25 protein-coding genes are annotated in these 26926 nt (G+C 77.6%); 16 read left to right on the top strand and 9 right to left on the bottom strand.

All coding sequences use genetic code 11. The features are described from left to right. The first annotated feature begins 56 nt into the window (after positions 1–56). Complete coding sequence (locus NHH00_RS02595) at positions 57–662, top strand: DUF2231 domain-containing protein (RefSeq protein WP_253049825.1); 606 nt, start codon at positions 57–59, stop codon at positions 660–662. Continuing rightward, positions 659–1507, top strand: a complete 849-nt coding sequence (locus NHH00_RS02600; protein WP_253049827.1) for an SDR family NAD(P)-dependent oxidoreductase — start codon at positions 659–661, stop codon at positions 1505–1507. The genes NHH00_RS02595 and NHH00_RS02600 overlap by 4 nt, the downstream gene beginning before the upstream one ends. On the opposite strand, the gene NHH00_RS02605 is transcribed toward NHH00_RS02600, so the two are convergent. From NHH00_RS02605 to NHH00_RS02620, 4 genes are all read right to left on the bottom strand, one after another. Beyond that, positions 1447–1707 (bottom strand): CDGSH iron-sulfur domain-containing protein, encoded by a 261-nt coding sequence (locus NHH00_RS02605; RefSeq protein WP_253049829.1) that lies wholly within the window; start codon positions 1705–1707, stop codon positions 1447–1449. The two genes, NHH00_RS02600 and NHH00_RS02605, sit on opposite strands and share 61 nt — an antisense overlap. Further along, positions 1704–2705 carry a glycosyltransferase gene (locus NHH00_RS02610; protein WP_253049831.1) on the bottom strand — a complete coding sequence of 334 codons (1002 nt, stop codon included), beginning with the start codon at positions 2703–2705 and terminating at the stop codon, positions 1704–1706. Before NHH00_RS02610 ends, NHH00_RS02605 begins: the two co-directional genes overlap by 4 nt. Continuing rightward, positions 2698–3975 carry an iron-containing redox enzyme family protein gene (locus tag NHH00_RS02615; RefSeq protein ID WP_253049833.1) on the bottom strand — a complete coding sequence of 426 codons (1278 nt, stop codon included), beginning with the start codon at positions 3973–3975 and terminating at the stop codon, positions 2698–2700. Before NHH00_RS02615 ends, NHH00_RS02610 begins: the two co-directional genes overlap by 8 nt. 117 nt (positions 3976–4092) lie before the next feature. Continuing rightward, positions 4093–4350 (bottom strand): acyl carrier protein, encoded by a 258-nt coding sequence (locus tag NHH00_RS02620; protein ID WP_253049835.1) that lies wholly within the window; start codon positions 4348–4350, stop codon positions 4093–4095. A 276-nt stretch (positions 4351–4626) separates the two neighbouring features. Between NHH00_RS02620 and NHH00_RS02625 the strand changes: the two genes are divergently transcribed. The 3 genes from NHH00_RS02625 to NHH00_RS02635 are packed head-to-tail and all read left to right on the top strand — an operon-like array spanning position 4627 to position 6672. Beyond that, positions 4627–5556: a hypothetical protein gene (locus NHH00_RS02625; RefSeq protein ID WP_253049837.1), complete on the top strand. Its 930-nt coding sequence runs from the start codon at positions 4627–4629 to the stop codon at positions 5554–5556. Beyond that, positions 5540–6052, top strand: coding sequence for a phage holin family protein (locus NHH00_RS02630; protein ID WP_253049839.1), 513 nt, complete (start codon positions 5540–5542; stop codon positions 6050–6052). Before NHH00_RS02625 ends, NHH00_RS02630 begins: the two co-directional genes overlap by 17 nt. Continuing rightward, entirely contained in the window at positions 6049–6672 is a 624-nt protein-coding gene (locus tag NHH00_RS02635) for a DUF3618 domain-containing protein (protein WP_253049841.1), read from the top strand. Before NHH00_RS02630 ends, NHH00_RS02635 begins: the two co-directional genes overlap by 4 nt. Positions 6673–6798: 126 nt before the next feature. On the opposite strand, the gene NHH00_RS02640 is transcribed toward NHH00_RS02635, so the two are convergent. Together NHH00_RS02640 and NHH00_RS02645 are read right to left on the bottom strand one after the other, a co-directional pair. Then, a complete protein-coding gene (locus tag NHH00_RS02640) occupies positions 6799–7593 on the bottom strand; it encodes an MBL fold metallo-hydrolase (RefSeq protein WP_253049843.1) in 795 nt (264 codons plus the stop codon). After that, positions 7590–9029 (bottom strand): aldehyde dehydrogenase family protein, encoded by a 1440-nt coding sequence (locus tag NHH00_RS02645; RefSeq protein ID WP_253049845.1) that lies wholly within the window; start codon positions 9027–9029, stop codon positions 7590–7592. Before NHH00_RS02645 ends, NHH00_RS02640 begins: the two co-directional genes overlap by 4 nt. 187 nt (positions 9030–9216) lie before the next feature. On the opposite strand from NHH00_RS02645, the gene NHH00_RS02650 reads away from it, so the two are divergent. From NHH00_RS02650 to NHH00_RS02695, 8 genes are read left to right on the top strand one after another with little or no spacing between them, the layout of a single operon-like run. Next, positions 9217–10893 (top strand): carbamoyltransferase family protein, encoded by a 1677-nt coding sequence (locus NHH00_RS02650; RefSeq protein ID WP_253049847.1) that lies wholly within the window; start codon positions 9217–9219, stop codon positions 10891–10893. Then, complete coding sequence (locus tag NHH00_RS20935; protein WP_308202246.1) at positions 10890–12560, top strand: HAD-IIIA family hydrolase; 1671 nt, start codon at positions 10890–10892, stop codon at positions 12558–12560. Before NHH00_RS02650 ends, NHH00_RS20935 begins: the two co-directional genes overlap by 4 nt. Further along, complete coding sequence (locus tag NHH00_RS02665) at positions 12557–13633, top strand: glycosyltransferase family 9 protein (RefSeq protein WP_253049849.1); 1077 nt, start codon at positions 12557–12559, stop codon at positions 13631–13633. Before NHH00_RS20935 ends, NHH00_RS02665 begins: the two co-directional genes overlap by 4 nt. After that, positions 13630–14628, top strand: coding sequence for a glycosyltransferase family 4 protein (locus NHH00_RS02670; RefSeq protein ID WP_253049851.1), 999 nt, complete (start codon positions 13630–13632; stop codon positions 14626–14628). Before NHH00_RS02665 ends, NHH00_RS02670 begins: the two co-directional genes overlap by 4 nt. Then, positions 14625–15899, top strand: a complete 1275-nt coding sequence (locus NHH00_RS02675) for a glycosyltransferase (protein WP_253049853.1) — start codon at positions 14625–14627, stop codon at positions 15897–15899. Before NHH00_RS02670 ends, NHH00_RS02675 begins: the two co-directional genes overlap by 4 nt. Then, positions 15896–18127: a PfkB family carbohydrate kinase gene (locus tag NHH00_RS02685; RefSeq protein WP_308202247.1), complete on the top strand. Its 2232-nt coding sequence runs from the start codon at positions 15896–15898 to the stop codon at positions 18125–18127. Before NHH00_RS02675 ends, NHH00_RS02685 begins: the two co-directional genes overlap by 4 nt. Further along, on the top strand, positions 18124–18858 hold the full coding sequence (locus NHH00_RS02690) for an SDR family oxidoreductase (protein ID WP_253049855.1): 735 nt from the start codon (positions 18124–18126) through the stop codon (positions 18856–18858). Before NHH00_RS02685 ends, NHH00_RS02690 begins: the two co-directional genes overlap by 4 nt. After that, a complete protein-coding gene (locus tag NHH00_RS02695) occupies positions 18855–19937 on the top strand; it encodes a glycosyltransferase family 9 protein (RefSeq protein WP_253049857.1) in 1083 nt (360 codons plus the stop codon). Before NHH00_RS02690 ends, NHH00_RS02695 begins: the two co-directional genes overlap by 4 nt. 25 nt (positions 19938–19962) lie before the next feature. Here the strand turns inward: NHH00_RS02695 and NHH00_RS02700 are convergent, their stop codons facing one another. Then, positions 19963–21303, bottom strand: a complete 1341-nt coding sequence (locus NHH00_RS02700) for a UDP-glucose dehydrogenase family protein (RefSeq protein ID WP_253049859.1) — start codon at positions 21301–21303, stop codon at positions 19963–19965. Beyond that, on the bottom strand, positions 21300–22349 hold the full coding sequence (locus tag NHH00_RS02705; protein WP_253049861.1) for an NAD-dependent epimerase/dehydratase family protein: 1050 nt from the start codon (positions 22347–22349) through the stop codon (positions 21300–21302). Before NHH00_RS02705 ends, NHH00_RS02700 begins: the two co-directional genes overlap by 4 nt. A 201-nt stretch (positions 22350–22550) precedes the next feature. Here NHH00_RS02705 and NHH00_RS02710 point away from each other — a divergent pair, with 201 nt between their 5' ends. Next, positions 22551–23891, top strand: a complete 1341-nt coding sequence (locus tag NHH00_RS02710; protein ID WP_253049863.1) for an APC family permease — start codon at positions 22551–22553, stop codon at positions 23889–23891. A gap of 163 nt (positions 23892–24054) precedes the next feature. On the opposite strand, the gene NHH00_RS02715 is transcribed toward NHH00_RS02710, so the two are convergent. Next, the gene (locus tag NHH00_RS02715; RefSeq protein WP_290444590.1) at positions 24055–25077 is read right to left on the bottom strand and encodes a LacI family DNA-binding transcriptional regulator; all 1023 of its coding nucleotides are present in this window, start codon (positions 25075–25077) and stop codon (positions 24055–24057) included. A 173-nt stretch (positions 25078–25250) separates the two neighbouring features. On the opposite strand from NHH00_RS02715, the gene NHH00_RS02720 reads away from it, so the two are divergent. Further along, a complete protein-coding gene (locus NHH00_RS02720; protein ID WP_074806944.1) occupies positions 25251–25994 on the top strand; it encodes a glutamine amidotransferase in 744 nt (247 codons plus the stop codon). Next, positions 25994–26914: a ribokinase gene (locus NHH00_RS02725; RefSeq protein WP_253049867.1), complete on the top strand. Its 921-nt coding sequence runs from the start codon at positions 25994–25996 to the stop codon at positions 26912–26914. The genes NHH00_RS02720 and NHH00_RS02725 overlap by 1 nt, the downstream gene beginning before the upstream one ends. Positions 26915–26926: the final 12 nt, after the last annotated feature.

Here is a 26926-nt window from a genome sequence, read left to right on the forward strand (position 1 = left end):
GCCTACGGTCGACCCAGGGCTTCGAGAACGGGAGCGCGACGACACGAGGAGCGCCCATGTCCGAGCCGCGCAGCAGCACCACCATCCCGGACGACGCCGGCGCCCCCGTCCTCCTGCGCCTCGCGCGGCGGCTCGAGGACTCGACCGCGCTCGACGACCTCTCCAGCGCCGTCCGCGGCGTGGCGCTCGCCGTCGTCCCCTCCCACGGTCGGCTGCGCGAGGAGCTGCACGGCCGCTCGCTGGGCCACGCGCTCCACGCGACCCTCACCGACGTCCCCGTCGGCCTGTGGACCAGCGCCGCCGTGCTCGACCTCGTCGGGGGCGAGCGGAGCGCCCCGGCGGCGCAGCGGCTGGTCGGGCTGGGCGTGCTGGCCGTCGCGCCGACGGCACTGACCGGTCTCGCCGACTACCTCGACGTCGACCGGCGTGCCCGACGCGTCGGCGCGGTGCACGCGGCGCTCAACACCGGCGTCTCGCTGCTCTACGGGACGTCGTGGCTGCTGCGCCGCGGCGGGCGGCACCGGGCCGGGGTCGCGGTCTCGACGCTCGGCTACGCCGTCGCCGGGGCGAGCGCGTTCCTCGGCGGGCACCTCGCCCAGGCGCTGCGGGAGCCGCCCGCGGAGGTCGCGCTCGGCGACGACGACGCCCCGGACCTGCCGTGACCGCGGCACGACCCGCCCGGCGTGCGCTGCCGCCGGCGGACCGCGGCGCCGCCCTCGTGACCGGCGCGACGAGCGGGATCGGGCGCGCGCTCGCGGTCGAGCTCGCCCGCCGCGGGGACGACGTGCTCGTGGTCGCGGACCGCGACGTCGAGCCCACCGTGCGCGACCTCGCCGCGCACGGCGGCGCGCACGAGGGACTGACGGTCGACCTGGCGACGCCGCGCGGGGTCGAGGCGACCGCCCGGCGCGCTCGCGACCTCGGCGTCTCGACCGTCGCCCTCAACGCGGGGGTCGGCGTGCACGGCGCGTTCGCGCGCACCCCGCTCGAGGACCAGCTGCGCCTCCTGGACCTCAACGTGCGCTCGGTGGCGCACCTGACGCACCTGCTCCTGCCGGACCTCCTGGCGGAGGGCCGCGGCCGGATCCTCGTCACGTCGTCCGTCGCCGGGGAGATGCCCGCCCCGCACTTCGCCGGGTACGCCGCCTCGAAGGCGTTCCTGCGCTCCTTCGCGTGGTCGCTGCGCGGCGAGCTCGCCGGGACGGGCGTCACGGTCACCGCGCTCCTGCCGGGCCCGACGCGCACGCCGTTCTTCCGGGAGGCGGGGATGGAGCGCACCCACGTGGGCCGCCTGCCCAAGCCGCGACCGGCGACCGTGGCGCGGCGGGCGGTGGACGCGCTCCTCCGCGGGGACCCCGAGGTGGTCACGGGCGTCCAGGGCGGCGTGATGCTCGCCGCCGCGCGGGTGCTGCCCCAGCCGGCCCGCGCCGCGTTCCACGGCTGGTTCTACGCGCCCGTCCCGGCCTCGCTCGCCGTGGCGGGGCCGTCGTCGTCACCGCTGCGGTAGCCGTTGACCTTGTGCGTGCCGTCGCACCACGGCGGGATGGCCGTGCCGCCGCAGCGGCACAGCGCGACGGTCGCGCGGTGCCGCTCGATCTCGTGCCCCTCCTGGTCGACGAGACGGGCGGGACCGCGCACGAGCAGCGGGCCGTCGGGGCAGGCCGTCACGACGACCTCCTCCGCGCGCCCGCGCGGTTCGCCCGTCACCGTGACCCCGCCCCGGTCGCGCGCCGCAGCGCGGCCACCGAGTGCGCGGCGCAGCGGATCCGCGTCCCGCGGTAGGGCACGCCTCCGCGGAGGCGCCACGCGAGCGCGACCCACACGCACACCGCGCGCTCCAGCAGCCACGCGGGCGCCCAGAGGGCCGCCGTCGGGGGCCACGCGGCGGCTCCCCCGGCGGTGCGCCGCCCGACCTCCGCGACGAGGACCGCGCTCCCGAGCACGACCGGGACCGCGGCCGTCCCCGCAGCGCGTCGTGCGCCGTCCGAGCGCGCCGCCCCGACGACGCACGCGGCCAGGAGCGGCGCCAGCGCGAGCTCGGCGACCAGGCGCGCGGGCTGGGCGAACGAGTCGTACGCCTGCCGCACGCGCTGCTCGAGGAACGCGCCGACGCCAGGCGGCCGGCGGACGACGACGAGGTCCGGACGGTGCGCGACGCGCCCGCCCCGGGCCAGCACGGTGCGCTCGAGCTCGAGGTTCTCGAACAGCACCCGGGCGTCGTACCCCTGCGGCCCGAGCGCGTCACGGCGCAGCACGAGCGTCCCCGCCCAGTCGTGGCCGAGCGCACGGTTCACGAGCGAGCGCGCGGTGTCCCACCGCGCGTGCCACGGCGCCGGGTCGAACACGTTCTGCGGCACGACGACGTCCGCCTCGTCGAGGGCCGCGAGCGCCCGGTCGAGCGTCGCGACGTCCCACCGCACGTCGTCGTCGGCGACGACGACCGCCGGGGTGGTCGCCGCGGCGAGGCCGGCGAGGACGCCGACGACCTTGCCGTTGCACCCCGGCGGCGGCGCGGCGACCGCGACCGTCCGGACGGCGTCGCCCCACGACGCCGCGTGGAGCGCGCGCACGGGGGCCGGCGACCCGTCGGCCACGACGACGTGCACGTGGCGCACGAGGTCCCCGAGGTACCGGGACAGCTCGGTCGTCGCACACGCGTCGAACCGGTCGCGGCGCAACGGGAGCACGTAGGTCGCGTCACGCACCGGGCGCGTCACCGCCCTCGGCGGCCCTGCTCGACGACCGGCTCGACGACCGGCTCGGCGACCGGCTCGACGACCGGCGCGACACCGGGCTCGACGACGCGCTCGACGCCTGGTCCGGCAGGGGCGGGTCGAGCGGCGCGCGCAGCGCGGACTCGCCCGCCTGCCAGCGCTCGAGCACGTGCGCGGCGACGTCGCCCTCGACGGCGAGGCACGCGGCCGCGCCGAGCAGGACGTCGTCGCGCAGCGCGGGCTCCTGCTCCGCGAGGCCGCTGGCCAGGTCGCGCGCGGCGATCTGCTCGTGGACCGCGTCCGCCTCCACGTGCTCGTCGAAGTACCAGGTCGTGTCCGCGTCGTGGCCCAGGCGCCGGAACCCGTTGCCGTAGAGGCGGCTGGGCACCGACGACGTCATCTCGAACGCCGCGAGGTGCCCGACGACCGCGCCCCGCAGCCGGCGGTGCAGGCCGAACAGGGACATCGTGTTGACCGCCGCGAGGACCACCGCGGGCACGGCGTCGACGTAGCGTCCGTAGGTGTCGTCGAGCCCGACGCCGCGCATCGCCCGCGCGAAGAGCTCCGCGTGCATCCGGCCGGGTCGACCGCCGCCGTACTCGTCGGCCTGGATCTCCACGAGCGCGGCCTTGGGCGTCCCGGCGAGCCGCGGCACCGCCCACGTGTGCGGGTCAGCCTCCTTGAGCTGGTACAGCGACTTGAGCGCCAGCAGCTCGCGCGCCTGCTCCGCGTCCGCGCGCTTGGCGACGTAGCGCGACAGGCTCGGGCCGTCGTCGGCGGCGAGCGCGAAGAGCCGGCGGGCCACCCCCGCGGCGTCCGTCTCCGTGCACGCCGGCCGGCCCGCGCGCTCGCGCACGGCGGCCTCGAAGGGGACCTCCAGGCGCGCGCGGACGGCCAGCAGCGCCGGAGCCCACTCCCACGCGTCGTCGACGCCGTCCACCCCGCGGTAGTGCAGCTCGTAGAGGACCGTCAGGGCGAGCTGCACGTCGTCGTCGCGCAGGACCCGCCCGGCGGCGGCGTCCAGGGCGACCGGGAGGGCGTCCCGGACGGGACGCAGCCGCTCGGCCGCGTCGTCCCCGGGCGGGCCGTCGACGAGAGCCCTCACGAGCGCCGCGGTCAGCGGACCGCGCGGTCGCGGCAGCGGCAGCCGACCCGTGCCGGGCGCCGCGAGGGCGTCGGGCACGGGCTCGGTCGCCGCACGTGCGGTCGCGGACGCCGGTGCGGCGGGCGCGGTCTGGGCGGGGACGGCGGTGGAGGTCATGCTGGGGGCTCCTCGCGCTCGCGCGGACGGCGCCCCTGCTCGACGCCACCGCCATGCTCCCCAGGGTCGGCCGCGCTCGCGAGCCGGGACGCGGCTCGTGCCGGCCCCGTCGCCGCGTCAGCCCTGCTGGGACCCCTGCGGTGACGTGGCGGACGTCCCGTGCCGCGTGAGCTCGGCGAGGAAGCGGTGGCACTGCTGGGCACGCTCGGAGTCCTCCGCCATGACCTTCTCGAAGAAGGTGGCGATCTCCTCCTTGCCCGCGTTGCGGGCGTCCCGCACGTACTGGCCGTAGTCGTGCCCGGCCTTGAGCGAGTGGTACTGCACCGAGATGAGGTCGAACGTGACGTCGTCGAACCCGGTCTCTCCTGTGGCCATGATCGTGGACCTCCTGCGCCCCGAGGGCGCCGTACGGCCGGGCGGCGCCCGGCACGGTGGCGGCCGGCTGCTCGACCGCTCCCACCGTCGCAAGGCCGCGGGCGCTCGCAACCGGGGGCCCGGGGGTGCGCCCCGGTTGTGTGCGGACGACCCCGGCCTACCGTGAGAGGTGGTCCAGGAGGTGGCCGTACCGGCGGAGCGGGAGCCCGGCACGGCCTCTCTGCTCCGTCGCCAGTCACGCCGCACCAGCGCGGCGACGACGACGGGAGTCCGACCATGAGCGAGACGAACGTGCCGTACGGCTCGGGGCCCGGTTCGCCGGGTGCCGGGACGACGCAGGGAACCGGCGAGAGCGGCAGCGCCGCGACCGGGGTGAAGGAGCGCGCGAGCGAGGCCGCGTCCCACGTGGGCGACGCGGGCCGCGACGTCGCGCAGGACGCGAAGGAGAAGGCGCGCGACGTCGCGCACGAGGCGACGGACCGCGCGCGCGGTCTGGTCGACCAGACGAGGACCGAGCTCAGCGCGCAGGCGCGCACGCAGCAGGAGCGCCTCGCGGGCGGGCTGCGGTCCCTCGGCGACGAGCTCCGCCAGATGGCGGACGGCACCGAGGACCCGGGCTACGCCACCGACCTGGTGCGGCGCGCCGGGGACGTCACCGGGCAGGTGGCGCAGTGGTTCGAGGACCGCGAGCCCTCGTCCGTGCTGCACGAGGTCGAGAGCTTCGCCCGGCGTCGTCCGGGCACGTTCCTCCTCCTCGCCGCCGGCGCGGGCCTCCTGGTCGGGCGGCTCGTGCGCGGCATGAAGGACGCGCCGGGCGCCGGCTCGGACCGCGGCGACGGCGCGTCCGGCGCGGGCACGTCGGGGACGCGCGGCGCGCACGCCGCGCCGGTCGGCACGTCGACCGGCAGCACGGGGACGACCGGGACCGCGGGACTCGCCGGGACCACGGGGTCGACCGGTACCACGGGCCTCGGTGGTACGGCCGGCACGAGCGGGACCGGCACCGCCGGGACAACGGGGACGCGGGGCGAGCCCGACATCGGGACCGCCGGGGCGTACCCGGGCCTCGCGAACGACCGGCTCGACCAGGACCCGGACGTCGCGACCTCGGCGGAGGGGGACCCGACGCCGCCGACGTTCCCGCCGACGACGTCCGGCACGGGCGCCGGCCGACCGGGAGGTGGCCCCGATGTCGTCCGTCCCTGACCCGTTCGCCGCGGCGCACACCGCCCGGCACACGGCGGGCAGCGGGCCCGACCCGGGCGCCCCGCCCGCCCCGGCGACCGCCGCGGGCGCGGCCGGCCCGACGGGGACCGGCGAGCAGCAGAGCCTCGGCGAGCTCGTCGCCGAGGTGAGCCGTGACCTGTCGACCCTCATGCGCCAGGAGGTCGAGCTCGCCAAGGCCGAGGCCAAGCAGTCCGCGCAGCGCGCCGGGAAGGGCGCCGGCATGCTCGCCGGTGCCGGGGTGGCGGGCCACATGGTCCTGCTGTTCCTCTCCGTGGCGCTGTGGTGGGCGCTCGGCGCCGTCATGGGCCGTGGCTGGTCGGCCGTCGTCGTCGCGGTGCTGTGGGCGATCGTCGCCGCGGTCCTCGCGGCGCGCGGACGCACGGAGCTGCGCACGGTCGAGGGCATGCCCGAGACCACGGACACCCTCAAGAAGATCCCGAACGCCGTCCGAGGACACGAGGAGAAGAACTCATGAGCACCAGCGATCCGGAGGAGATCCGGGCCGACATCGAGCGCACGCGGACCGAGCTGAGCCGGGACGTCGACGCCCTCGGGGAGAAGGTCAAGCCCGGCAACGTGGCGCGACGCCAGGTGGACCGGGTGCGGTCCGGCGTGACGAGCGTCAAGGACCGGGTCATGGGCACGGCGCACGACACGGCGGACTCCGCCCGCGACGCGTCGCACGGCGTCGCCGAGCGTGGCCGCGAGGCGGCGTCGTCGGTCGCCGACTCGGCGCGCAGCACCGCGTCCTCGGTCGCCGAGACCGTGGGCTCCGCGCCGCGCGCGGTGCGCGAGCAGACGCAGGGCAACCCGCTCGCCGTCGGGCTCGTCGCGTTCGGCGTCGGCCTCGTCGTCGCCTCGCTCCTCCCGTCGAGCCGCGCCGAGCAGCGCGCCGCCGTCGGCGTCAAGGAGAAGGCGACCCCGCTCGTCGAGGACGTGAAGTCCACCGCGCAGGAGGTCGTGCAGGACCTCAAGGAGCCCGCGAAGGAGGGCGCCGAGGCCGTCCGCGACGCCGCGAAGGACGCCGCGCAGTCCGTGGGCCAGCACGGCAAGGAGGCCGCGGCCGACGTCCGCGACCAGGTCCGGGAGGGCTGAGCCCGACGCACCGACGGCCCGGGAGACGAGACCTCGTCTCCCGGGCCGTCGTCGACCTTCCTCCACACCACGTCGTGACCCGATGCACGTCGGCACGACGTGCGGCGACCGGTCCGGCGGAGGCGCTCAGTCGACGCGGAGGCTGACGGTCGCACCGCGGACGACGGGGCGCAGCTCGACCCCCGGGAGCTCCGGCGATCGCGCCAGGAAGTCGCGCAGCGGGCTGCGGAAGACCCCGTAGTCGTCGTAGTGGACCGGCACCACGAGCGGCACCCCGACCCGCCGCACCAGGTCGGCGCCCTGGACGTCGTCCATCGTCACCGTCCGGCCGAGGATCCGCGTCCCGCCGAGGTGCGCGACGACCGAGTCGAGGTGCGGGAAGGCGTGCGCGACGACGTCGACGTGGTCGCCGGTGAGCGTGTCGCCCGTGACGTAGACCTGGGTCTGTCGGTCGCCGTCCACGCGGTGGGTGTAGACGGTGACCATGACCTCCGGCAGGAGCGAGCGCAGGACGCCGCGCGCGTGGATCGCCGGGACCGACTCCACGTCGAGCGTCTCCTTGCCCGAGCGGAACGTCTCGATCGTGCCGGTCGGCATGCCGACCGTCGCGAAGTGGTGCCGCGCCAGGCGCCGCGCCGCGGACGGCGTGGTGAGGAGCGGCACCTGCCTCGTCAGGCCGCGCCGCGCGACGCGGTCGAAGTGGTCGCCGTGCAGGTGGGACAGGACGATCGCGTCGAGCGGCGGGAGGCCCGTCGGGCCGATCGCGGGCTCGGTGCGCCGCCGCGACGCGAGACCCTTGCCGAGGTAGGCCCACTGGCCGCGGTGCAGGAAGTTGGGGTCGGTGAGCACGGTGAAGCGTCCGAACCGCAGGAGCGCGGTCGCCGTCCCGCCGAACGTGAGCGTCGCGTTCGCGCGGCTCACGGCTCCCCCAGCGCTTCGAGGTGGACGGCCTTGCGGACGGTCATCTCGTCGAGCAGGTCCGGCCCGTAACCCGCTCCCCCGCCGCTGCCGCGGCGCGGGTCGGCCGACCCGCCCGGCGCGCCGCCGAACACCGCGTTGACCTTGACCGTGCCGACGTCGAGCACGTCGGCCGCGCGCAGCGCGTGCGCGAGCGACGCCGTGAGCACCGTCGCCGCGAGCCCGTAGGCCGACGCCGACGCCCGGCGCAGCGCCTCGTCGAAGTCCGCCACGCGCACGACCGGCGCGACGGGCCCGAACGTCTCGACGGTCAGCAGGTCGACGTCGTCCGGACACCGGTCGAGCACGGTCGGCGCGTAGTACGACCCGGGACGGTCGAGCCGGCGCGCACCGGTCACGGCGCGGGCGCCGGCCGCGAGCGCTCCCTGGACGTGCGCGTCGACGACGGCGAGCTGGTCCTCGTCCACGAGCGGGCCCATCGTCGTCGCGTCGTCGCCGGGGTCGCCCACCACGACCTCGTGCGCGAGGCGCGCGAGCTCGGCGACGACGGCGTCCGCGACCTCCTCGACGACGTAGGCGCGCTCGACCGCGGTGCAGAGCTGCCCGCCGTTGGTGAACGCGCCCGTCGCGATCTGGCGCGCGGCGACGACGGGGTCCACGCCCGCATCGACGACGAGCGGGTCCTTGCCGCCGTTCTCGAGCAGCGCCTTCGCCCCGCGCGCCCCGGCGACCGCCGCGATCCGGCGCCCCGCGGCCGTCGAGCCGACGTGCGCGACGAGCGCGACGCCGTCGTGCCCGACGAGCGCCTCCCCGGTCGCCCCGTCCCCGCTGACGACGCGCAGCACGTCCGCGGGCAGGGCCGCGGCCACGAGCTCGGCCAGGCGGACCCCGGGGGCGTCGCTGCGCTCGGACGGCTTGTGCACGACCACGTTGCCCGTGACGAGCGCCGCGGCGAGGAGCCCGGCGGCGGCCGGGTACGGGTCGTTCCAGGGCGTGACCACCGCGACGACGCCGCGCGGCTCGCGGCGCACGACGTCGAGCGCCGCGGGGTCGCCCGCGAGCACGCGGCCCGCCCGCCCGAGACCCGCGACCGCGGCCTCGTCGAGCAGGTCCGCCGCGACCAGGGCCGACGCGCGCGCCTCGGCCTCGAGCCGGCCCGTCGTCGCCCGCAGCAGCGCGCCCAGCTCGTCGGCGGCGTCGCGCACGGACCGCGCCGCGGCGCGCAGGGCGGCGGCGCGGTCGGCCGGGGCCGTCGCGCGCCACGCGGGCCACGCGGCCACGGCGGCGCGCACGGCGGCGTCGACCTCGTCGGCCGTCGCGCACCGGACAGGGGCGGCGGGTCGCCCGGTCGCGGGGTCGGTCCGCTCGATACGGCGGTCCTCCGGGGCGGGTGCGGCGAGGTCGTCGCGCGAGGTAGTGGGGGCGGTGGACGTGGTCATGCGGGCCTCCCGGCGAGTGACACGAAGAGAACTACCCATAGGTGCGCCGTGGGCGTGCGAGAAGCGCTTCTCCGGGTGAGGGTGAAGTTCGGGGTTGCAGCAGAGCCGACCCGCACGCGTCAGGCGGTGCCCCACGTTCTCGAGGCGCACCACGAGCCTGACCCGATCCAGGGAGGCTCGCAGCCCCATGCGCGTCCTCGGTGTCAACGCCCTGTTCCACGACCCGTCCGCCGCCCTCGTCGTCGACGGGCGCGTCGTCGCCGCCGCGGAGGAGGAGCGCTTCTCGCGGCGCAAGCACGGCAAGCGACCGCTGCCGTTCGCGGCCTGGGAGCTGCCCGAGAAGGCGATGGCGTGGTGCCTCGAGGAGGGCGGGCTGCGCCCCCAGGACCTCGACGCCGTCGCGTACTCGTTCGACCCGGCGCTGGCCAAGCCCGCCGAGGAGATGGGCCTGCCGGACCCGTGGGACTGGTTGCGCGTGCAGTACGCCGAGCGCGCGCCGCAGTTCCTCGCCACCGCGCTGCCGGGCCTGTCGCCGTCGACGGTGCGGTTCGTGCCGCACGAGGTCGCGCACGCCGCGTCGGCCGCGCTCGCCTCCCCGTTCCTGGTCGCGAGCGTGCTGTCGCTCGACGGCCGCGGCGAGCGCTCGTCCCACCTCGCGGGCCGCTACGACCACGGCCGCCTGGAGGTGCTCGCGAGCCAGGAGCTGCCGCACTCCCTCGGGCTGGTCTACGAGTCGCTCACCGAGCACCTGGGCTTCCTGCGGTCGAGCGACGAGTACAAGGTCATGGCGCTCGCCTCCTACGGCGAGCCGCGCTTCCTCGACGACCTGCGCGAGGTCCTCTACGCGACCGGCGACGGCGGGTTCGTCGCCGAGGTGCCCGACTGGGAGCGGTGGGCGCCCCCACGCACCGACGACGGCACGTGGGGCACCGACCACGGCGGGCTGGCGGAGCACGCCGACCTGGCGGCCTCCGTGCAGGCCCGTCTCGAGGAGGTCCTCGTCGACCTCGCCACGTGGCTGCACGGGCAGACCGGGGACCGCGTGCTGACCATGGCCGGCGGGACGGCGCTGAACTGCGTCGCGAACTCGCGCGTCTGGCGCGAGTCTCCGTTCGAGGAGGTCTGGGTCCAGCCCGCGGCGGGCGACTCCGGCACGGCGCTCGGCGCCGCGCTCCAGCTCGCCGCGGAGGCGGGCGACACCGTGGAGCCCATGGGCTCGGCCGCGCTCGGCCGGGCGTGGGGCGACGACGCGCTCGCCCGGTGGCTCCGCACGGCGCACGTGCCGTTCACGACGCCCGACGACCTGCCCGCCGAGGTCGGACGGATCCTCGCCGACGACGGGATCGTCGCGTGGTTCGACGGCCGCGCCGAGCTCGGGCCGCGCGCGCTCGGGCACCGCTCGCTGCTCGCGCACCCCGGACCGGTGGCGAACCTGGAACGGCTCAACGACGTGAAGGGCCGCGAGCAGTTCCGCCCGGTCGCCCCGATGGTGCTGCTGGAGGACGCCCCGGAGATCTTCTCCGGCGGCCCGGTCCCCAGCCCCTACATGCTCTTCGTGCACGACGTCGCGCCCGCGTGGCGCGAGCGCATCGCGGCCGTCGTGCACGTGGACGGCACCGCGCGCATCCAGACCGTCGACGACTCCACGCCCCGCCTCCAGGCGACGATCCGCGCGTTCAAGGACCTCACCGGGCTGCCGGTCGTCGTCAACACGAGCCTCAACACCGCGGGCCGGCCCATGGTCGACGATCCCCGCGACGCGCTCGAGCTCTTCGGCTCGGCGCCCGTGGACGCGCTCGTGCTGGGCCCGCACCTCGTGCGACGGCCGGGCGTGTTCGCCGCGCCGACGGAGGTGGAGGCATGAGCACGCCCGTCGCGCGCCCCGCCGGCGCGGTGCCGTACGCCGTCGTCGTGCCGTCGATCGGGCGCCCGTCGCTCGACCGGCTCCTGGAGACCCTCGTCGCCCAGGCCGACGGCCCGGACTCCCCCGGGCCGGCCGAGGTCGTCGTCGCGGACGACCGCCGGTTGCCGCCGCCCGGCGCGACCGCCCCGGTGCCCGACCCGCTCGATCTCGGGGACGCCGGCCGTGCGCTCGGCGCGCGCGTCGTGCGCACCGGGGGCCGGGGCCCGGCCGCCGCGCGCAATGCCGGGTGGCGCTCGACGTCCGCGCCGTGGGTCGTGCTCCTCGACGACGACGTCGAGCTCCCCGCCGGGTGGGCGCGCCACCTCGCGCACGACCTCGCGGCGGCGACGCCCCGCACCGGCGGCGTGCAGGGGCGCCTGCACGTGCCGCTGCCGACCGACCGCCGGCCGACGGACTGGGAGCGCGGGACCGCCGGCCTGGAGCGCGCGGCGTGGGCGACCGCCGACATGGCGTACCGGCGCGCGGCGCTGGAGCAGGTCGGCGGGTTCGACGAGCGCTTCCCCCGCGCCTACCGCGAGGACGCCGACCTCGCGCTGCGCGTCCGCGAGGCGGGCTGGGAGCTCGTGCGCGGCACGCGCACGACGACCCACCCCGTGCGCCCCGCGGACGACGCGGTGAGCCTGCGCGTGCAGGCCGGGACGCGCGACGACGCGACGTTCCGCGCCCTGCACGGACCCCGCTGGCGCGAGCGTGCCGAGACGGGCCGCGGCCGCCTCGCGTGGCACGTCGCGACCGTCGCCGCCGCCGCCGTCGGCGTCGGCGGGCTCCTGGCACGCCGCCCGCGCGTCGCCGCGCTCGGCGCCCTCGCCTGGGCCGGTCTCACCGCCCAGTTCCTGGGCCGCCGCCTCGCGCCGGGGCCGCGTCCGGGCGACGACGCGTTCGGGCCCGAGCTGCGGCGCATGGCGTGGACGAGCGCCGCCATCCCGTTCGCCGCGGTGCGGCACCGCGTCGTGGGCACGCTCGCCGCCCGACGCGGGCTCGAGCCCTGGCCGCCGCGGCTCGCGGCCGTGCTGCTCGACCGCGACGGCACGCTCGTGCACGACGTCCCGTACACCGGCGACCCCGCGGCGGTGCGTCCCGTGGACGGCGCCCGCGCGGTGCTCGACGACCTGCGCGCCCGCGGGGTCCGGCTCGGCGTGGTGTCCAACCAGTCCGGCGTCGGGCGCGGGCTCCTCACGCGCGCGCAGGTCGACGCCGTGAACGCGCGGGTCGAGGAGCTGCTCGGCCCGTTCGACACGTGGCAGGTGTGCCCGCACGCGCCCGACGACGGGTGCGCGTGCCGCAAGCCCGGCCCGGGCCTGGTGCTCGCCGCGGCCGCCGACCTCGGCGTCGAGCCGTGGCGGTGTGCGGTCGTCGGCGACATCGGCGCCGACGTGGGCGCGGCGCTCGCCGCGGGCGCGACGCCGGTCCTCGTGCCGACGCCTCTGACCCGCCCCGAGGAGGTCGCCGCCGCGCCGGTCGTCGCGGCCGACCTCGCCGGGGCGGTCCGCGCGCTCGACGGCCGCCTGCCCGGCGCCGCCACCCCCACCGACGCCGACCCCACCGACGCCGACCCGGACGCGGCCGACACGCCGGACGCGTCCCGGACCGGGGAGCGTGCCGCATGAGCGCCGACGTTCTCGCCGTGCGCCTCGACAGCGACGGCGACGTCCTCCTCACCGGCCCGGCGGTCCGGGCCATGGCGCGCACGGTCGCGCCGCGCGGCGGGCGGGTCGACGTGCTGGCCTCCCCCGCCGGGCACGCCGCGGCGGGGCTGCTCCCGGACGTGCGCGAGGTGCTCGTGTTCGACGCCCCGTGGTCCGGCTACCGACCTCCGCGCGTCGACCGCGCGCGCGTGCTCGACCTCGTCGCGACGCTCGCCGCGCGGCGCTACGCGTCGGCCGTGGTCTTCACGTCGTTCCACCAGAGCCCGCTGCCCGCGGCGATGCTCCTGCGGCTCGCCGGGGTCGAGCACGTCGCCGCGGTGAGCGAGGACTACCCCGGATCGCTCCTCGACGTGCGCCACGCACGACCCGACGGCCTGCACGAGGTGGAGGCCGCGCTCGACCTCGTCCGCGCGGCGGGCTTCGGCGCGCCGCCCGACGGTGACCGGCTGCGCGTGCGTCGCCCCCTCCCGGACGTGAGCGACCTCGTCCCGACCGGGCCGTACGTCGTCGTCCACCCCGGCGCGTCCGTGCCCGCGCGTGCCCCCGCGCCCGACCACGCGCGGGACGTCGTCGCGGCGCTCGCGGCGTCGGGCCGGGAGGTCGTGGTCAGCGGCGGGCCGGGCGAGACCGACCTCGCGGCGCACGTCGCCGCGGGGCGCGCGCTGGACCTGTCGGGGCGCACGGACCTCGCGCGTCTCGCGGCGGTGCTCGCCGGCGCCCGCTGCGTCGTCGTCGGCAACACGGGGCCCGCGCACCTGGCCGCCGCGGTCGGCACGCCCGTCGTGTCGCTCTTCGCCCCCGTGGTCCCCGCGGAGCGCTGGGCGCCGTGGGGCGTGCCGACCGTCCTGCTCGGCGACCAGGAGGCCGCGTGCCGCGGCACCCGCGCCCGGCTGTGCCCGGTGCCCGGCCACCCGTGCCTGGGCGTCGACCCCGCCGACGTCGTGGCGGCGGTCGACCGCCTCGCCGCACCGCACGTCGTCGGGACGCCCGCGCCCCGCACGTCCCTGCCCCGGACCGTGGGGGTGACCCGATGAGGATCCTCGTGTGGCACGTGCACGGGTCGTGGGCGACGTCCTTCGTCGCAGGCGGCCACGAGTACCTGGTCCCGGTCGTCCCCGACCGCGGGCCCGACGGCCGCGGCCGCGCGCGCACCTGGGACTGGCCGCCGGGCGCGCGCGAGGTGGCGCCGGACGAGCTCGCCGACCTCGCGGCGGACGGGTCGATCGACGTCGTGGTGCTCCAGCGCCCCGAGGAGGTCGAGCTGCTGCGCCGCTGGACCGGGCTCGTGCCCGGCCGCGACGTGCCCGCCGTCTACGTCGAGCACAACGCCCCGACCGGCCATGCGGCCGCGACCCGGCACCCCCTCGCCGAGCTCGACGTGGTCGAGGAGGGCCTCGTGCCGATCGTGCACGTCACGGCGTTCAACGCGCTCATGTGGGACACGGGCGACGCGCGCACGCTCGTCGTCGACCACGGCGTCCCCGACCCCGGCCCGCTGTACACCGGGGAACGGGCGAGCGTCGGCGCCGTCGTCAACGAGCCCGTGCGGCGCTGGCGCGTCGCCGGGACCGACGTGCTCGTCGGGCTGGGGCGGCACGTGCCGCTCGCCGTCTACGGCATCGGCGTCGGCAAGCTCGCCGAGCACCTCGTCGCGCCGCCCGGGGACCTCCCCCACCGGCTGCACGACGACGTCCCCCAGGCCGCGATGCACGCGCGCCTCGCGACGTCGCGCGTCTACCTGCACCCCTACCGCTGGACGAGCCTCGGGCTCTCCCTGCTGGAGGCGATGGCGCTCGGGATGCCGGTCCTCGCGCTGCCGACCACCGAGGCGCCCGTCGCGGTGCCCCCGGCCGCGGGGCTCCTCAGCGCCCGTCCCGACGAGCTCGCCGCGACCGCGCGGCGCTGGCTCGCCGACCCCGACGACGCCCGCGAGCACGGCCGGGCGGCACGCGCCCACGTGCTCCAGCACTACTCCCACGCCGCGTTCCTGCGGCGCTGGGACACGGTCCTGACGGAGGTGACCTCATGAAGATCGCGATGATCTCCGAGCACGCCAGCCCCCTCGCCGCGCTCGGCGGCGTCGACGCGGGCGGGCAGAACGTCCACGTCGCGTCGCTCGCCACCCGGCTCGGCGCCCAGGGCCACCGCGTCGAGGTGTTCACGCGCCGCGACGACGCGTCCCTCCCCGAGCGCGTGCCCCTCGCGCGCGGCGTGGACGTCGTCCACGTGGACGCCGGCCCGCCGGTGGCCGTGCCCAAGGACGACCTGCTCCCCCACATGGACGCGTTCGGCGCGGACCTGCTGCGGCGCTGGGTCGAGCCCGGGCCGCGCCCCGACGTCGTGCACGCGCACTTCTGGATGTCCGGGATCGCGGGCCTGCTGTCCGCGCCCGCGCTCGGCGTCCCCCTCGTGCAGACGTTCCACGCGCTCGGGTCCGTCAAACGCCGCCACCAGGGCGCGCACGACACGAGCCCGGCCGAGCGCGTGGCCCGCGAGCGCCTGCTGTGCCGCGCGGTCGACCGGATCGTCGCGACGTGCGCCGACGAGGTCGCCGAGCTCGTCGCGCTCGGCGCGGACCCCGACCGCATCGACGTGGTCCCCTGCGGGGTCGACCTCGGCCGCTTCCTGCCCGACGCCGACCGCTCGGACCACCTGCACCGCGAGCCCGGGCGCCTGCGCCTGCTCTCGGTCGGCCGCCTCGTCGAGCGCAAGGGCGTGGACACCGTGATCGAGGCGCTCGCGGAGCTGCCGGGCGCCGAGCTCGTCGTGGCGGGCGGACCGGCCGCGGACGCCCTCGACCACGACCCCGAGGTGCTCCGGCTGCGCGCGGTCGCGGACGCGTCGGGGGTGCCGGACCGGGTGCGGTTCGTCGGCAGCGTGACCCAGGACGACGTGCGTGACCTCATGCACGCCGCCGACGCCGTGGTGTGCGACCCCTGGTACGAGCCGTTCGGCATCGTCCCGCTCGAGGCCGCCGCGTGCGGACGCCCCGTCGTCGGCGCGGCCGTCGGCGGCCTGCTCGACTCGGTCGTCGACGGGCGCACCGGCCTGCTCGTCCCGCCGCGGGACCCCGGGGCGCTCGCGGCGGCCCTCCGGCGGCTCGCCGACGACCCGGCGTTCGCGGAGCGCCTCGGCTCGGCCGCGCGCGTCCGGGCCGAGCACCTGTACGGGTGGTCGACGGTCGCGGCCCGCACCGCCGAGTCGTACGAGCTCGTCGTGGCCGCGCGCCGCGCCGAGCCGGGGCGCGCACGGCCCGTCGTCGGTGCCCGCGCCGCGCTGCGGGCGGTGAGCGCACCGTGACGGCGCACCGGCCCGGGGGCAGCGCCGGCCCGCAGGACGCGGCGCGACGCTGGCTGCGCGAGCACGCCGCGGACCTGCACGACGGCCTCGACCTGCTCACGGCCGAGGCCGGGCGCCTCGACGCGTGGGGCGCGCGGCTGGCCGACACCGTGCTCGCGGGCGGGCGGCTGCTCGTCGCGGGCAACGGCGGCAGCGCCGCCGAGGCGCAGCACCTCACGGCCGAGCTCGTGGGGCGCTTCGACGGCGAGCGGACGCCCCTCTCCGCGATCAGCCTGCACGCCGAGACGTCGAGCCTCACCGCGATCGTCAACGACTACGGCGTCGGCGAGATGTACGCGCGGCAGGTCGCCGCGCACGGGCGGCCGGGCGACGTCCTCGTGCTGCTGTCGACGTCGGGCGAGAGCGAGAACGTCGTCGCCGCGGCCCGCCGGGCGCGCGAGCTCGGCCTCACGACGTGGGCGCTCACCGGTCCGCGGGACTGCGCGCTGGCCGCCGCGTGCGACGACGTGCTCGCCCTGCGCGGGGCGTCGACGTCGTCGGTCCAGGAGCTCCACCTCGTCGTCGTGCACGCGCTGTGCGCGGCGCTCGACGCGCACGTGCGCCACCGGGAGGCGGCCGCCCGGGGCGACGCACCCGGTGCCCCGCCCGACGGTCTGCCCGGCGAGGGGCCCGTGGACGGGCGGGCCGCGCAGGATCCCGCCGCAGCGACCGCGGCGGTGCTCCCACCGTCGTCCACGGCAGCGCAGGGCCCGCGCGTCGTCGTGGTCGGCGACGTGCTGCTCGACCGCGACGTCGACGGCCAGGTGACGCGCTTCTCCCCCGACGGGCCCGTGCCCGTGGTCGACACGCTCGGCGTCCGGCGCAGCCCCGGTGGCGCGGGGCTGACGGCCCTGCTCGCCGCCGACGCGGCGCGCGTGCGGCTCGTCGCGCCGTTCGGCGACGACGAGGCGGGCGGCGAGCTGCGTGCGCTGCTGCGTCCGCACCTCGACGTCGTGGCGCTGCCCCAGGTGGGCACCACGCGGCGCAAGACCCGCGTGCGCTCGGGCGGGCAGACCGTCGTCCGGGTCGACGACGGCGGTCCGGCGGGTCCCGACGACGTGCCCGAGCGCTCCGTGCGGGCGGCGCTCGCGGGCGCCGACGTCGTCCTCGTCTCGGACTACGGGGCCGGCACGACGCACGCCGGCCCCGTGCGCGACGCGCTCCAGCACGCGGCCCGCGACCGGACGGTCGTGTGGGACCCCCACCCGCGCGGCGGGGCACCCGTGCCCGGGACCGCGCTCGTCACGCCCAACCTCGCCGAGGCGCTCGACGCGGCGGAGGCCCTCGGGCTCGACGCGTGCGCCGACGACCCGGGCGGCCTGGCCCGGGCGCTCGCCGCCGCCTGGGGCGTGCGGGCGGTGTGCGTCACCGCGGGCGAGCACGGAGCGTTCGTCGCGCGCGCCGACGGGGAGCCCGCGTACGTGCCCGCGACCGTCGCGCACGGCGACCCCTGCGGCGCGGGCGACCGGTTCGCCTCGACGGCGGCGGTCGCGCTCGCCCGGGGCGCCGAGCTCGTCGAGGCGGTCGTCGCGGCGGTCGCCGCGGCCTCGGCCTGGGTCGCGGCCGGCGGCGCCGAGGGCTACCGGCGCCGCGCCGACGTCCCGGGTCGGCGCGCGCCCGACGCGGTGACGGACGGGGTGCCGGACCGCGCGCCCCGCGACGTCGGGGCTGCCTCCGACGCGGCCCCGCCGCAGGACCCGGGCGGGCCCGAGGCGGTGGCCGCGCGGCTGCGCGCGGCGGGCGGCACCGTCGTCGCCACCGGCGGGTGCTTCGACATCCTCCACGCGGGCCACGTCGCGACGCTCGAGGCCGCGGCGCGCCTCGGCGACCACCTCGTGGTCCTCCTCAACGGCGACGCGTCCGTGCGGCGGCTCAAGGGGCCGCAGCGACCCGTCGTCGGGCAGGCCGACCGGGCCCGCGTCCTCGCCGCGCTCGACTGCGTGTCGGCCGTCGTCGTCTTCGACGAGGACGACCCGCGCTCCGCGCTCGACCGCCTGCGCCCGGACGTGTGGGCGAAGGGCGGCGACTACACCGAGGAGGCCCTGCCCGAGGCCGAGGTGGTCCGGCGCCACGGCGGGCGGGTCGTCGTCCTGCCCTACGTCGACGGCCGCTCCACGACCTCGATCCTCGAACGCTCCGGGCGGTTCGCGCCCGGGCTCCCGACCCTGACGGAGGAGACCACCGCATGACCTCGACCACCTCGACCACCCCGCAGCCCGACCGGGCCCCGGCCCCGCGCGAGCTCGGCACCGTCTACGTCACGGGCGGCGCGAGCGGCCTGGGCGCCGCGCTCGTCGACGCCGTCACGGCGGCGGGCGGCAAGCCGGTCGTCCTCGACCGGGTCGCGCCCGCGGGCGGTGCGCCCCACGCCGTCGTCGACCTGTCCGACTCGGCCGCGGCGGCCGCGGCGGTCGAGCGCCTGGCCCTGGAGGTCGGCCCGCCCGACGCGGTCGTCACCGCCGCGGGCACCGACGCGTGCGGGCGGCTCGACGAGATCGACGTCGAGACGTGGGAGCGCGTCGTGCGCGTCAACCTCTTCGGGACGGTCGCCGTCGTGCGCGCCGCGCTGCCGTTCCTCGAGGAGCGGCGCGGGACGGTCGTCACCGTCGCGTCGACCCTCGGCCTCAAGGGCGTGTCCGACGCGACCGCGTACTGCGCGTCCAAGTTCGCCGTCCGCGGGTTCTCCCAGGCGCTCGCCGCCGAGCTCGCGGGACGCGTCGGCGTGACGTGCCTCGTGCCCGGCGGGATGCGCACCGCGTTCTTCGACGGCCGCACCGAGCAGTACAAGCCTGGCCCGGACGCCGACCTCAACGACCCGCGCGCGACCGCGGCCGCCGTCGTGACGGCGCTGCGCCAGCCGGTCGGCTGCGAGATCCGCGAGATGCTCGTCATGGCGTCCGGCGAGACGTCGTGGCCGTGACGACCGACGCCACCGGGCTCGCGCCCGACCTGCCGGGGCTCGGGGGCCAGGACGCGGGCACGGTCCTCGTGCTGCGTGCGCTCGGGCTCGGGGACGCGCTCACCGCGGTCCCGGCCCTGCGCGGCGTGCGGCGCGCCTGGCCCGGGCGCCGCGTCCTGCTCGCCGCTCCGGAGGAGGTGGGCGGCTGGCTCCGCGACCTCGGGCTCGTCGACGGCGTCGTGCCCTCGCAGGGCCTCGCACCCCTCGCGTGGGTCGAGGAGTCCGCGGCGGTGTCCGGCGCCCCGCCCTCCGGGCACGTCGCCGTGAACCTGCACGGCAGCGGGCCCCAGAGCCACCGCGTGCTCCTCGACACCGCGCCCGAGCACGTCGTCGCGTTCGCGTCGCGCGAGGCGGGCGTCGCCGGGCCGGGCTGGGACCCCGACGAGCACGAGGTCGACCGCTGGTGCCGCCTGGTCACGGCCGCGGGCGGAGCGTGCTCGCGCGAGGACCTGCGGCTCGACCCGCCCGCGTCGCGCGGGCGGCACGTCGTCGTCCACCCGGGTGCGGCCTCGGGGTCCCGGCGCTGGCCCGCGGACCGCTTCGCCGCCGTCGCGCGCGACCTCGCCGTCGCGGGGCACGACGTCGTCGTCACGGGCGGCCCGGACGAGCGCGACCTCGGCGCGCGCGTCGTCGCGGACGCCACCGCGTCCCTCGCGGAGGCGACGAGCGCGACGGGCGCCGTGACCGACACCGCGGGCACGCTCGACCTGCCCGCGCTCGCCGACGTCGTCGCGACCGCGCGCCTCGTGGTGTGCGGCGACACGGGCGTCGCGCACCTCGCGACGGCGTTCGGCACCCCGTCGGTCGTCCTGTTCGGGCCGACCCCGCCGTCGGCGTGGGGCCCGGCGATCGACCCGGAGCGCCACGTCGTGCTCTGGCACGGCGGCGACGCGGCGCCCGCGCGGCCTGGTGGGCAGCCGGACGGATACCGCGGCGACCCGCACGCCGCCGCCCTCGACCCGGCGCTCGAGCGGGTCACCGTCGACGAGGTCGTGGCCGCGGCCCGAGCGCTGCTCGCGGTGGCACCGCGGCGGGCCTGACCTCGTCGCCGCTGCTCACCGCCGGCTACGCCGTCGGGCTGCTCGACCGCGGCCGTCCCGCGCGGACGCCGGCGACGCCGAGCGAGCGGACGTCCCACCCCGCCGCGCGCCACCGGCCGCGGTCGACGGCGTTGCGCGCGTCGACGAGGCGAGGCGCGCGCACGACGCCGACGAGGTCGTCCGGGTCGAGCGCGCGGTACTCGTCCCACTCGGTCGCGAGGACGACGACGTCGGCCCCGGCGGCCGCCTCGCGCGCGTCGGCCGCGTAACCGAGCTCGGGGGCGGCGGCCTGCGCCAGAGCCAGCGCCTGGGGGTCGGTGACGACGACGTCGGCGCCCTCGGCGGCGATCGCCCGCGCGAGCGCGAGCGCGGGCGAGCTGCGCACGTCGTCGCTGTCGGGCTTGAACGCGGCACCGAGCACCGCGACCCGCCGGGCCGCGAGCGAGCCGCCGCACGCCGCGCGGGCGAGCTCGACCGCCCGGTCCCGGCAGCGGTCGTTGATCGCGTCGACCTCGTCGAGGAAGGACACGGCCGGCCCGACGCCGAGCTCGCGCGCCCGGGCCGCGAACGCGCGGATGTCCTTGGGCAGGCAGCCGCCGCCGAACCCGAGACCCACCCCCAGGTAGTCCCCGCCGATGCGGCGGTCCAGCGCCATCGTGCCGACGAGCGCGACGGCGTCGCCGCCCGCGGCCTCGCACACCTCCGCGACCGCGTTCGCGAACGAGATCTTCGTCGCGAGGAACGCGTTCGCCGCCACCTTGGCCAGCTCCGCCGTGGCGAGGTCGGTCACGAGGCGCGGGACGCCGTCGTCCAGGAGCCGCGCGTAGACCGCGTCGAGGCGCGCCACGAGGGCGTCGCCGTCGTCGGGCACGCCGTAGACCAGCCGGTCGGGGTGCAGCGTGTCCACGACGGCGTGACCCTCGCGCAGGAACTCGGGGTTCCACGCGAGGCCGACGCCGTCGGGCAGGTCGCGGGCGAGCCGCTCCGCCGTCCCGACGGGCACCGTCGACTTGCCGACCACGACGGCGCCGGGCCGCAGGTGCGGGCGCAGCGCGGCGAGCGCCGCGTCGAGCTGCTGCAGGTCGGCCACCCCGCTCCCGGCCGACTGCGGCGTGCCGACGCACAGGAAGTGGACGTCCGAGCCCGCGGCGCGCGCGGCCTCGGTCGAGAACCTGAGGGAGCCGGGGCCGTCGGAGCCGGCCAGCAGCGCCGTGAGCCCCGGCTCGAAGAACGGCGCCCGGCCCTCGGCCAGCGCGTCGACCCGGGCGCGGTCGACGTCCACCCCGACGACGTCGTGGCCGAGCCGTGCCATCGCCGCGGCGTGCACGGCCCCGAGGTAGCCGCACCCGTGCACCGAGAGCCTCATGCGTCCGCCCCTCCCGACCCCCCGGCGGCGCCGGTCGCGACCGCCACGGCGGGTCCGCGCCCTGCCTCCTCGCGGAACCACGCGACCGTGCGGGCCAGGCCCTCGGGCCAGGGCGTGCGCGCGCGCCAGCCGAGGACGCGCTCCGCGAGCGCGGTGTCGGGTCGACGGCGGCGGGGGTCGTCCTCGGGCAGGTCGACGTGGACGATCCCCGCGTCGCTGCCCGTCGCGGCGAGCACGTCCTCGGCCACGCGGGCCACGGTGAGCTCGGTGGGGTCGCCCAGGTTCACCGGCCCCGGGTGGTCCGAGCGGGCGAAGGCGAGGATCCCCTCCACGAGGTCGTCCACGTAGCAGACCGAGCGGGTCTGGGAGCCGTCGCCCGCCACGGTGAGCGGCTCGCCCGCGAGCGCCTGGCGGACGAACGTGGGCACCATGCGCCCGTCGTGGCCGCGCATGCGCGGCCCGTAGGTGTTGAAGATCCGCACGATGCCCGCGTCCACGCCGCGCGCGCGGCGGTACGCGGCCGTGGTCGCCTCGGCGAACCGCTTGGACTCGTCGTAGACGCTGCGCGGGCCGACCGGGTTCACGTGGCCCCAGTAGTCCTCGCGCTGCGGGTGCACGTCGGGGTCCCCGTAGACCTCCGACGTCGAGGCGAGCACGAACCGTGCCCCGGCCCGCCCGGCGAGCTCGAGCCCGTGGCGGGTCCCTGCCGAGCCCACGAGCAGGGTCTCGAGCGGGAGCCGCAGGTAGTCCACCGGCGAGGCGGGCGACGCGAGGTGCAGCACGAGGTCGACCCGGTCGGGGTCCGGGACGTCGATCCCCGCGCTGACGTCGGCCTCCACGAACCGGAACCGGGGCTCGTCGCGCAGCGCGTCGAGGTTGCGGACCTCGCCCGTCGACAGGTCGTCCACGCACACGACCTCCGTGCCCCGGGCCACGAGCGCCTCGCACACGTGGCTGCCCACGAACCCGGCGCCGCCCAGGACCACGGCACGGCGCGCACGACGTCCCGTCGAGCCCGCGCCTCGCACCACCGACGTGTCGCCCATGCTCGTCTCCTCGCGACCGCGCGCGACGGGCCGACGACGCCTGGTCCCGGCCGGTCACGCTCGTGCGGACGGGCTCGCTGCTGGACCCGGGACCTCCACGCTCGCACGGGCCCACCCGGCTCGCACACGCTCCCGCCGGCCTGCCCGCGGGCCGTCGCCGCCCGGGCCGCGAGCGGGACGGGCCCGTGGCACGGTGACCCGATGAGCGCACCCCCGGCACCCCAGGACCAGGCCGTCGACCCGCAGACCCGGCTGTCCCGGTCGGTCGGGGGCCGGCTCCTCTACCTGTTCATCCTCGGGGACGTGCTGGGCGCGGGCGTCTACGCGCTCGTGGGCGAGATGGCCGGCGAGGTCGGCGGCGCGGTGTGGCTGCCCCTGCTCGTGGCGCTGGGCCTCGCCCTGCTCACCGCCGGCTCGTACGCCGAGCTCGTCACCAAGTACCCGCGGGCCGGGGGCGCGGCGGTGTTCGCCGACCGGGCGTTCCGCAGCCCGCTCGTGTCGTTCCTCGTCGGGTTCTCCATGCTCGCCGCCGGGGTGACGAGCGCGGCGGGGCTCTCGCTCGCGTTCGCGGGCGACTACCTCGCGACCTTCGTCGACGCGCCCGACCGGCTCGTGGCCGTGATCTTCCTCGCGCTCGTCGCCGCGCTCAACGCGCGCGGCATCAAGGAGTCGCTGCGCGCCAACGTCGCGATGACCGCGATCGAGCTGTCCGGCCTGGTCCTCGTGGTCGTGCTGGCCGCGGTCGTGCTGGGCCGCGGCGAGGGCTCCCCGGGGCGGGTCACGCAGTTCGCGGAGGGCACGACGCCGGCGCTCGCCGTCCTCGCGGCGGCGATCCTCGCGTACTACTCGTTCGTCGGGTTCGAGACCTCGGCGAACCTCGCGGAGGAGGTGCGCGACGTCCGGCGCACCTACCCGCGCGCGCTCTTCGGGGCGCTCGTCACCGCCGGGGTGGTCTACGTGGCGGTCGGCGTGGCCGCCGTCGCGGTCGTCGACCCGCAGACGCTCGCCGGGTCCACGGGCCCGCTGCTCGAGGTCGTCGACGCCGAGGGGTCCGTGCCTGCGTGGGTGTTCTCGCTCGTGGCCCTGATCGCCGTGGCGAACGGCGCGCTGCTGACGATGATCATGTCGAGCCGGCTCGCCTACGGCATGGCGGAACAGGGCCTGCTCCCGTCGGTCCTCGGCCGGGTGCTCCCGCACCGCCGCACCCCGTGGGTCGCGATCGTCGTGACGACGGCGGTCGCCATGGGGCTCGTCTTCACGGGCGACGTGGCCGGGCTCGCCGAGACCGTCGTGCTGCTCCTGCTGCTCGTCTTCGCCTCGACGAACGTCGCGGTCCTCGTGCTGCGACGCGACCCGGTCGACGCGCCGCACTTCCGCGTCGCGACGGTCGTGCCGGTGCTGGGCGTGGCGTCGTGCGTCCTGCTGCTCACCCAGCAGGACGCCGTGACGTGGCTGCGCGCGGGCATCCTGCTCGCCGTCGGCGCGGTGCTGTACGTCGTCGTGCGCTGGACCCGACGGGCCGCGGACGCGCGCGCGGCATGACGATCCGGACGGAGGGGGAACCGTGGAGCCGGTGCGCAGAGAACGGCACCTGGTCCGCGCCGCCTTGCTCCGTGCCGCCCGTGGACCGCTAGCCGCGGGCGCTGCGGTCGTGGTCCTCACCCCGCCGCTGGTCGCGACGTGAGGTACGACGGCGGAGAACCCCTCAGCGGTCGGCGGGCCGCGACACCGAGCCCCGCACGACGAGGTGCAGGGGCAGGACGGTGCGGGCGGGCGCCCCGGTCCGACGCTCGCCCGTCATCGACCGCTCGATCGCGTCCATCGCGGCGAGCGCGAGCGCCGCGACGGGCTGCTCGAGCGTCGTGAGCTTGGGGCGCAGCCACTGGCCGACACGGATGCCGTCGCACCCGACGACCGAGAGGTCGTCGGGGATGGAGATGCCGTGCAGCTCGGCCGCGCCCAGCATCCCGACGGCGACGATGTCGCTGCCGACGAACACGGCCGTCGGCGCGTTCCCGGGCCGCGTGAGGTAGGGGAACGTCGAGGCGCCGAACTGCTCGGTGTACGGGCCGTGGCGCACGAGGTCCGGGTCGACGTCGAGGCCGGCGTCGTGCATCGCGTCGACGTAGCCCCGCAGGCGGTCCTGGGTCGTGGACAGCTCGGCCGGTCCGGCGACGTGCGCGATGCGCCGGTGCCCCTGCTGCACGAGGTAGCTCGTGGCCTGGTAGGCGCCGCCGTAGTTGTCGACGGTGATCGTCTCGACGGGCAGGTCGAGGTCGACCTCCTCGTCGATGACGACGACGGGCAGCCCGTCCGCGACGGCGCGCGCGAGCCGGTCGTCGGTGCGCGACATGCCCACGTACACGACGCCGCCGAGCGACCCGTCGCTCGCGAGGAGCTGCCCGAGGCCCGACTCCGCGTCGCCGTGCCGGGTCGACAGCGCGACGACGAGCGGGACCCGGCGGTCGCCCGCGAGGCGTGCGACCTCCTCCGCGAGCGCGGTGAAGAACGGGTTGACGAAGTCGGGCACGACGAGCGCGACGACCCCGGTGCGGCGCTCGTGCTCGCGCGCCGCCGGGCCGGGCGCGGGGACGACGTACCCCACCTCGCGCACCGCGGCGTCGATCCGCGCCGCCGTCTCCGGCTGGACGTTGAGCTGCCCGCGCAGGTAGCGCGACGCCGTCGAGGCCGACACGCCGGCACGTTGCGCAACACGCGTGAGCGTCATGGCTCCCCTCCAACGGCTCGCGTCCCAGAACCCCTGCACCCTACCGGCACCGCGTCACACAGACGGTGTTGACAGGCCGAGCATCTCCACCCTACGGTCTTGCGCAACGCCACACAACGTTGCGCAACGTCGTCGCCGACGTCGCCGCGCGACCTGATCGCAAGGAGGCCGGGATGAGCCGGGTTCTGCTCGCCGGGGAGTCGTGGATCAACGCGACCACCGACTACAAGGGGTACGACGCGTTCCCCCACGCCCAGCTCGAGATCGGGTGCGCGCGCCTTCTCGAGGCGCTGGCCGCCGAGGGCCACGAGGTCACGCACCTCCCCTCGCACCTCGTCGCCGAGGACTTCCCCTCCACGCTCGACGAGCTCGACGCCTACGACGTCGTGATCCTGTCCGACATCGGCGCCAACTCGCTCCTGCTGCCGCCCGTCGTGTTCTCCCAGGGGCGCCCGTTCCCGAACCGGCTCAAGCTCCTCGCCGAGTGGGTCCGCCGCGGCGGCGGCCTCATGATGGCCGGCGGCTATCTCAGCTTCCAGGGCTTCCAGGCCAAGGCCAACTACCACGGCACCGCCGTCGAGGCCGTCCTGCCCGTCGACATCCTCCCGTACGACGACCGCGAGGAGACCCCCGAGGGCATCGGCGGCACCCTGACCGACGTCGAGCACCCCGTCACCGCCGGCCTCGACCGCGAGTGGCCGATCCTCCTCGGCTACCAGCGCCTCACCGCCAAGGCCGACGCGACCGTCCTGGCCACCATCGAGGGCCGCCCGCTCGTCGCCGTCCGCACCGAGGGCGAGGGGCGCACGCTCGCGTTCGCCTCCGACATCTCCCCGCACTGGGCCCCGCGCGAGTTCATGGACTGGGCCGGCTACGGCCCGCTGTTCGGCCAGGCCGTCACCTGGCTCGCGGGCTGATGACGCCCGAGGTGGTGGTCGTCGGCAGCCTGAACATGGACCTCCGGCTGACCGTCGACCGCCTGCCCCGCTCGGGCGAGACCGTCTCCGCGACGGGCCTCGTCCGCTCCCCCGGCGGCAAGGGCGCCAACCAGGCCGTCGCCGCCGCCCGGCTCGGCCGCCGCGTCGCCATGGTCGGCGCCGTCGGCGACGACGACGACGGCCGCGCGATCCGCCGCCGCCTCGCCGTCGAGGGCCTCGTCCTCGACGGACTCGCGACGGCGGACCGCCCCACCGGCGTCGCCGTCGTGCTGTGGGAGCAGCCCGAGTCGACGATCGTCATCGAGCCCGGCGCGAACGCCGTCGTCGACGAGGCGTTCGTCGCCGAGCGCGCCGACCTCGTCCGCGACGCGGCGGCCGTCCTGTGCCAGTGCGAGACGCCGCTCGGCGCCCTGCGCGCCGTCGCCGCCACCGCGACGGGCACCACGGTCCTCAACCCGGCGCCCGCCGTCCCGCTGCCCGCCCCCGTGCGCGCCGCGTTCCGCGTGCTCGTGCCCAACCGGTTCGAGCTCGCGACCCTCGTCGGCGCGAGCGACGAGCCCGTCGGCACCGACGCCGTGCTCGCCATGGTCCGCGCGCTCGACCACCCCGGGGACGTCGTCGTCACCCTCGGGGCCGACGGCGCGCTCGTCGTCCCCGCGGGAGGCGCACCCGTCGCCGTCCCGGCGGAGCGCGTCGACGCCGTCGACACGACCGCCGCCGGCGACTCGTTCTGCGCGGCGCTCGCGGACGGCCTCCTCCACGGCGGCGACCTCGTCGAGTCCGCCCGCTGGGCGGCGCACGTCGCCGCCTCCACCACCACCCGCCACGGCGCCGTCGACTCCCTGCCGCGCGCCACCGACCTGGCCCCCGAGGGCACCAGGATTCCGCTCCACAGCTAAGTCCGACGTACC

Source organism: Cellulosimicrobium cellulans (assembly GCF_024124905.1).
In the GTDB taxonomy this organism is placed as follows: Bacteria; Actinomycetota; Actinomycetes; order Actinomycetales; family Cellulomonadaceae; genus Cellulosimicrobium; species Cellulosimicrobium cellulans_G.

Bases quoted from the DNA above. Each gene is read 5' to 3' on its own strand.
- NHH00_RS02595 (WP_253049825.1), top strand. From the start codon at position 57: ATGTCCGAGCCGCGCAGCAGCACCACCATCCCGGACGACGCCGGCGCC.
- NHH00_RS02615 (WP_253049833.1), bottom strand. From the start codon at position 3,975: ATGACCTCCACCGCCGTCCCCGCCCAGACCGCGCCCGCCGCACCGGCG.
- NHH00_RS02620 (WP_253049835.1), bottom strand. From the start codon at position 4,350: ATGGCCACAGGAGAGACCGGGTTCGACGACGTCACGTTCGACCTCATC.
- NHH00_RS02625 (WP_253049837.1), top strand. From the start codon at position 4,627: ATGAGCGAGACGAACGTGCCGTACGGCTCGGGGCCCGGTTCGCCGGGT.
- NHH00_RS02630 (WP_253049839.1), top strand. From the start codon at position 5,540: ATGTCGTCCGTCCCTGACCCGTTCGCCGCGGCGCACACCGCCCGGCAC.
- NHH00_RS02635 (WP_253049841.1), top strand. From the start codon at position 6,049: ATGAGCACCAGCGATCCGGAGGAGATCCGGGCCGACATCGAGCGCACG.
- NHH00_RS02645 (WP_253049845.1), bottom strand. From the start codon at position 9,029: ATGACCACGTCCACCGCCCCCACTACCTCGCGCGACGACCTCGCCGCA.
- NHH00_RS02650 (WP_253049847.1), top strand. From the start codon at position 9,217: ATGCGCGTCCTCGGTGTCAACGCCCTGTTCCACGACCCGTCCGCCGCC.
- NHH00_RS20935 (WP_308202246.1), top strand. From the start codon at position 10,890: ATGAGCACGCCCGTCGCGCGCCCCGCCGGCGCGGTGCCGTACGCCGTC.
- NHH00_RS02665 (WP_253049849.1), top strand. From the start codon at position 12,557: ATGAGCGCCGACGTTCTCGCCGTGCGCCTCGACAGCGACGGCGACGTC.
- NHH00_RS02670 (WP_253049851.1), top strand. From the start codon at position 13,630: ATGAGGATCCTCGTGTGGCACGTGCACGGGTCGTGGGCGACGTCCTTC.
- NHH00_RS02675 (WP_253049853.1), top strand. From the start codon at position 14,625: ATGAAGATCGCGATGATCTCCGAGCACGCCAGCCCCCTCGCCGCGCTC.
- NHH00_RS02690 (WP_253049855.1), top strand. From the start codon at position 18,124: ATGACCTCGACCACCTCGACCACCCCGCAGCCCGACCGGGCCCCGGCC.
- NHH00_RS02700 (WP_253049859.1), bottom strand. From the start codon at position 21,303: ATGAGGCTCTCGGTGCACGGGTGCGGCTACCTCGGGGCCGTGCACGCC.
- NHH00_RS02705 (WP_253049861.1), bottom strand. From the start codon at position 22,349: ATGGGCGACACGTCGGTGGTGCGAGGCGCGGGCTCGACGGGACGTCGT.
- NHH00_RS02710 (WP_253049863.1), top strand. From the start codon at position 22,551: ATGAGCGCACCCCCGGCACCCCAGGACCAGGCCGTCGACCCGCAGACC.
- NHH00_RS02715 (WP_290444590.1), bottom strand. From the start codon at position 25,077: ATGACGCTCACGCGTGTTGCGCAACGTGCCGGCGTGTCGGCCTCGACG.
- NHH00_RS02720 (WP_074806944.1), top strand. From the start codon at position 25,251: ATGAGCCGGGTTCTGCTCGCCGGGGAGTCGTGGATCAACGCGACCACC.
- NHH00_RS02725 (WP_253049867.1), top strand. From the start codon at position 25,994: ATGACGCCCGAGGTGGTGGTCGTCGGCAGCCTGAACATGGACCTCCGG.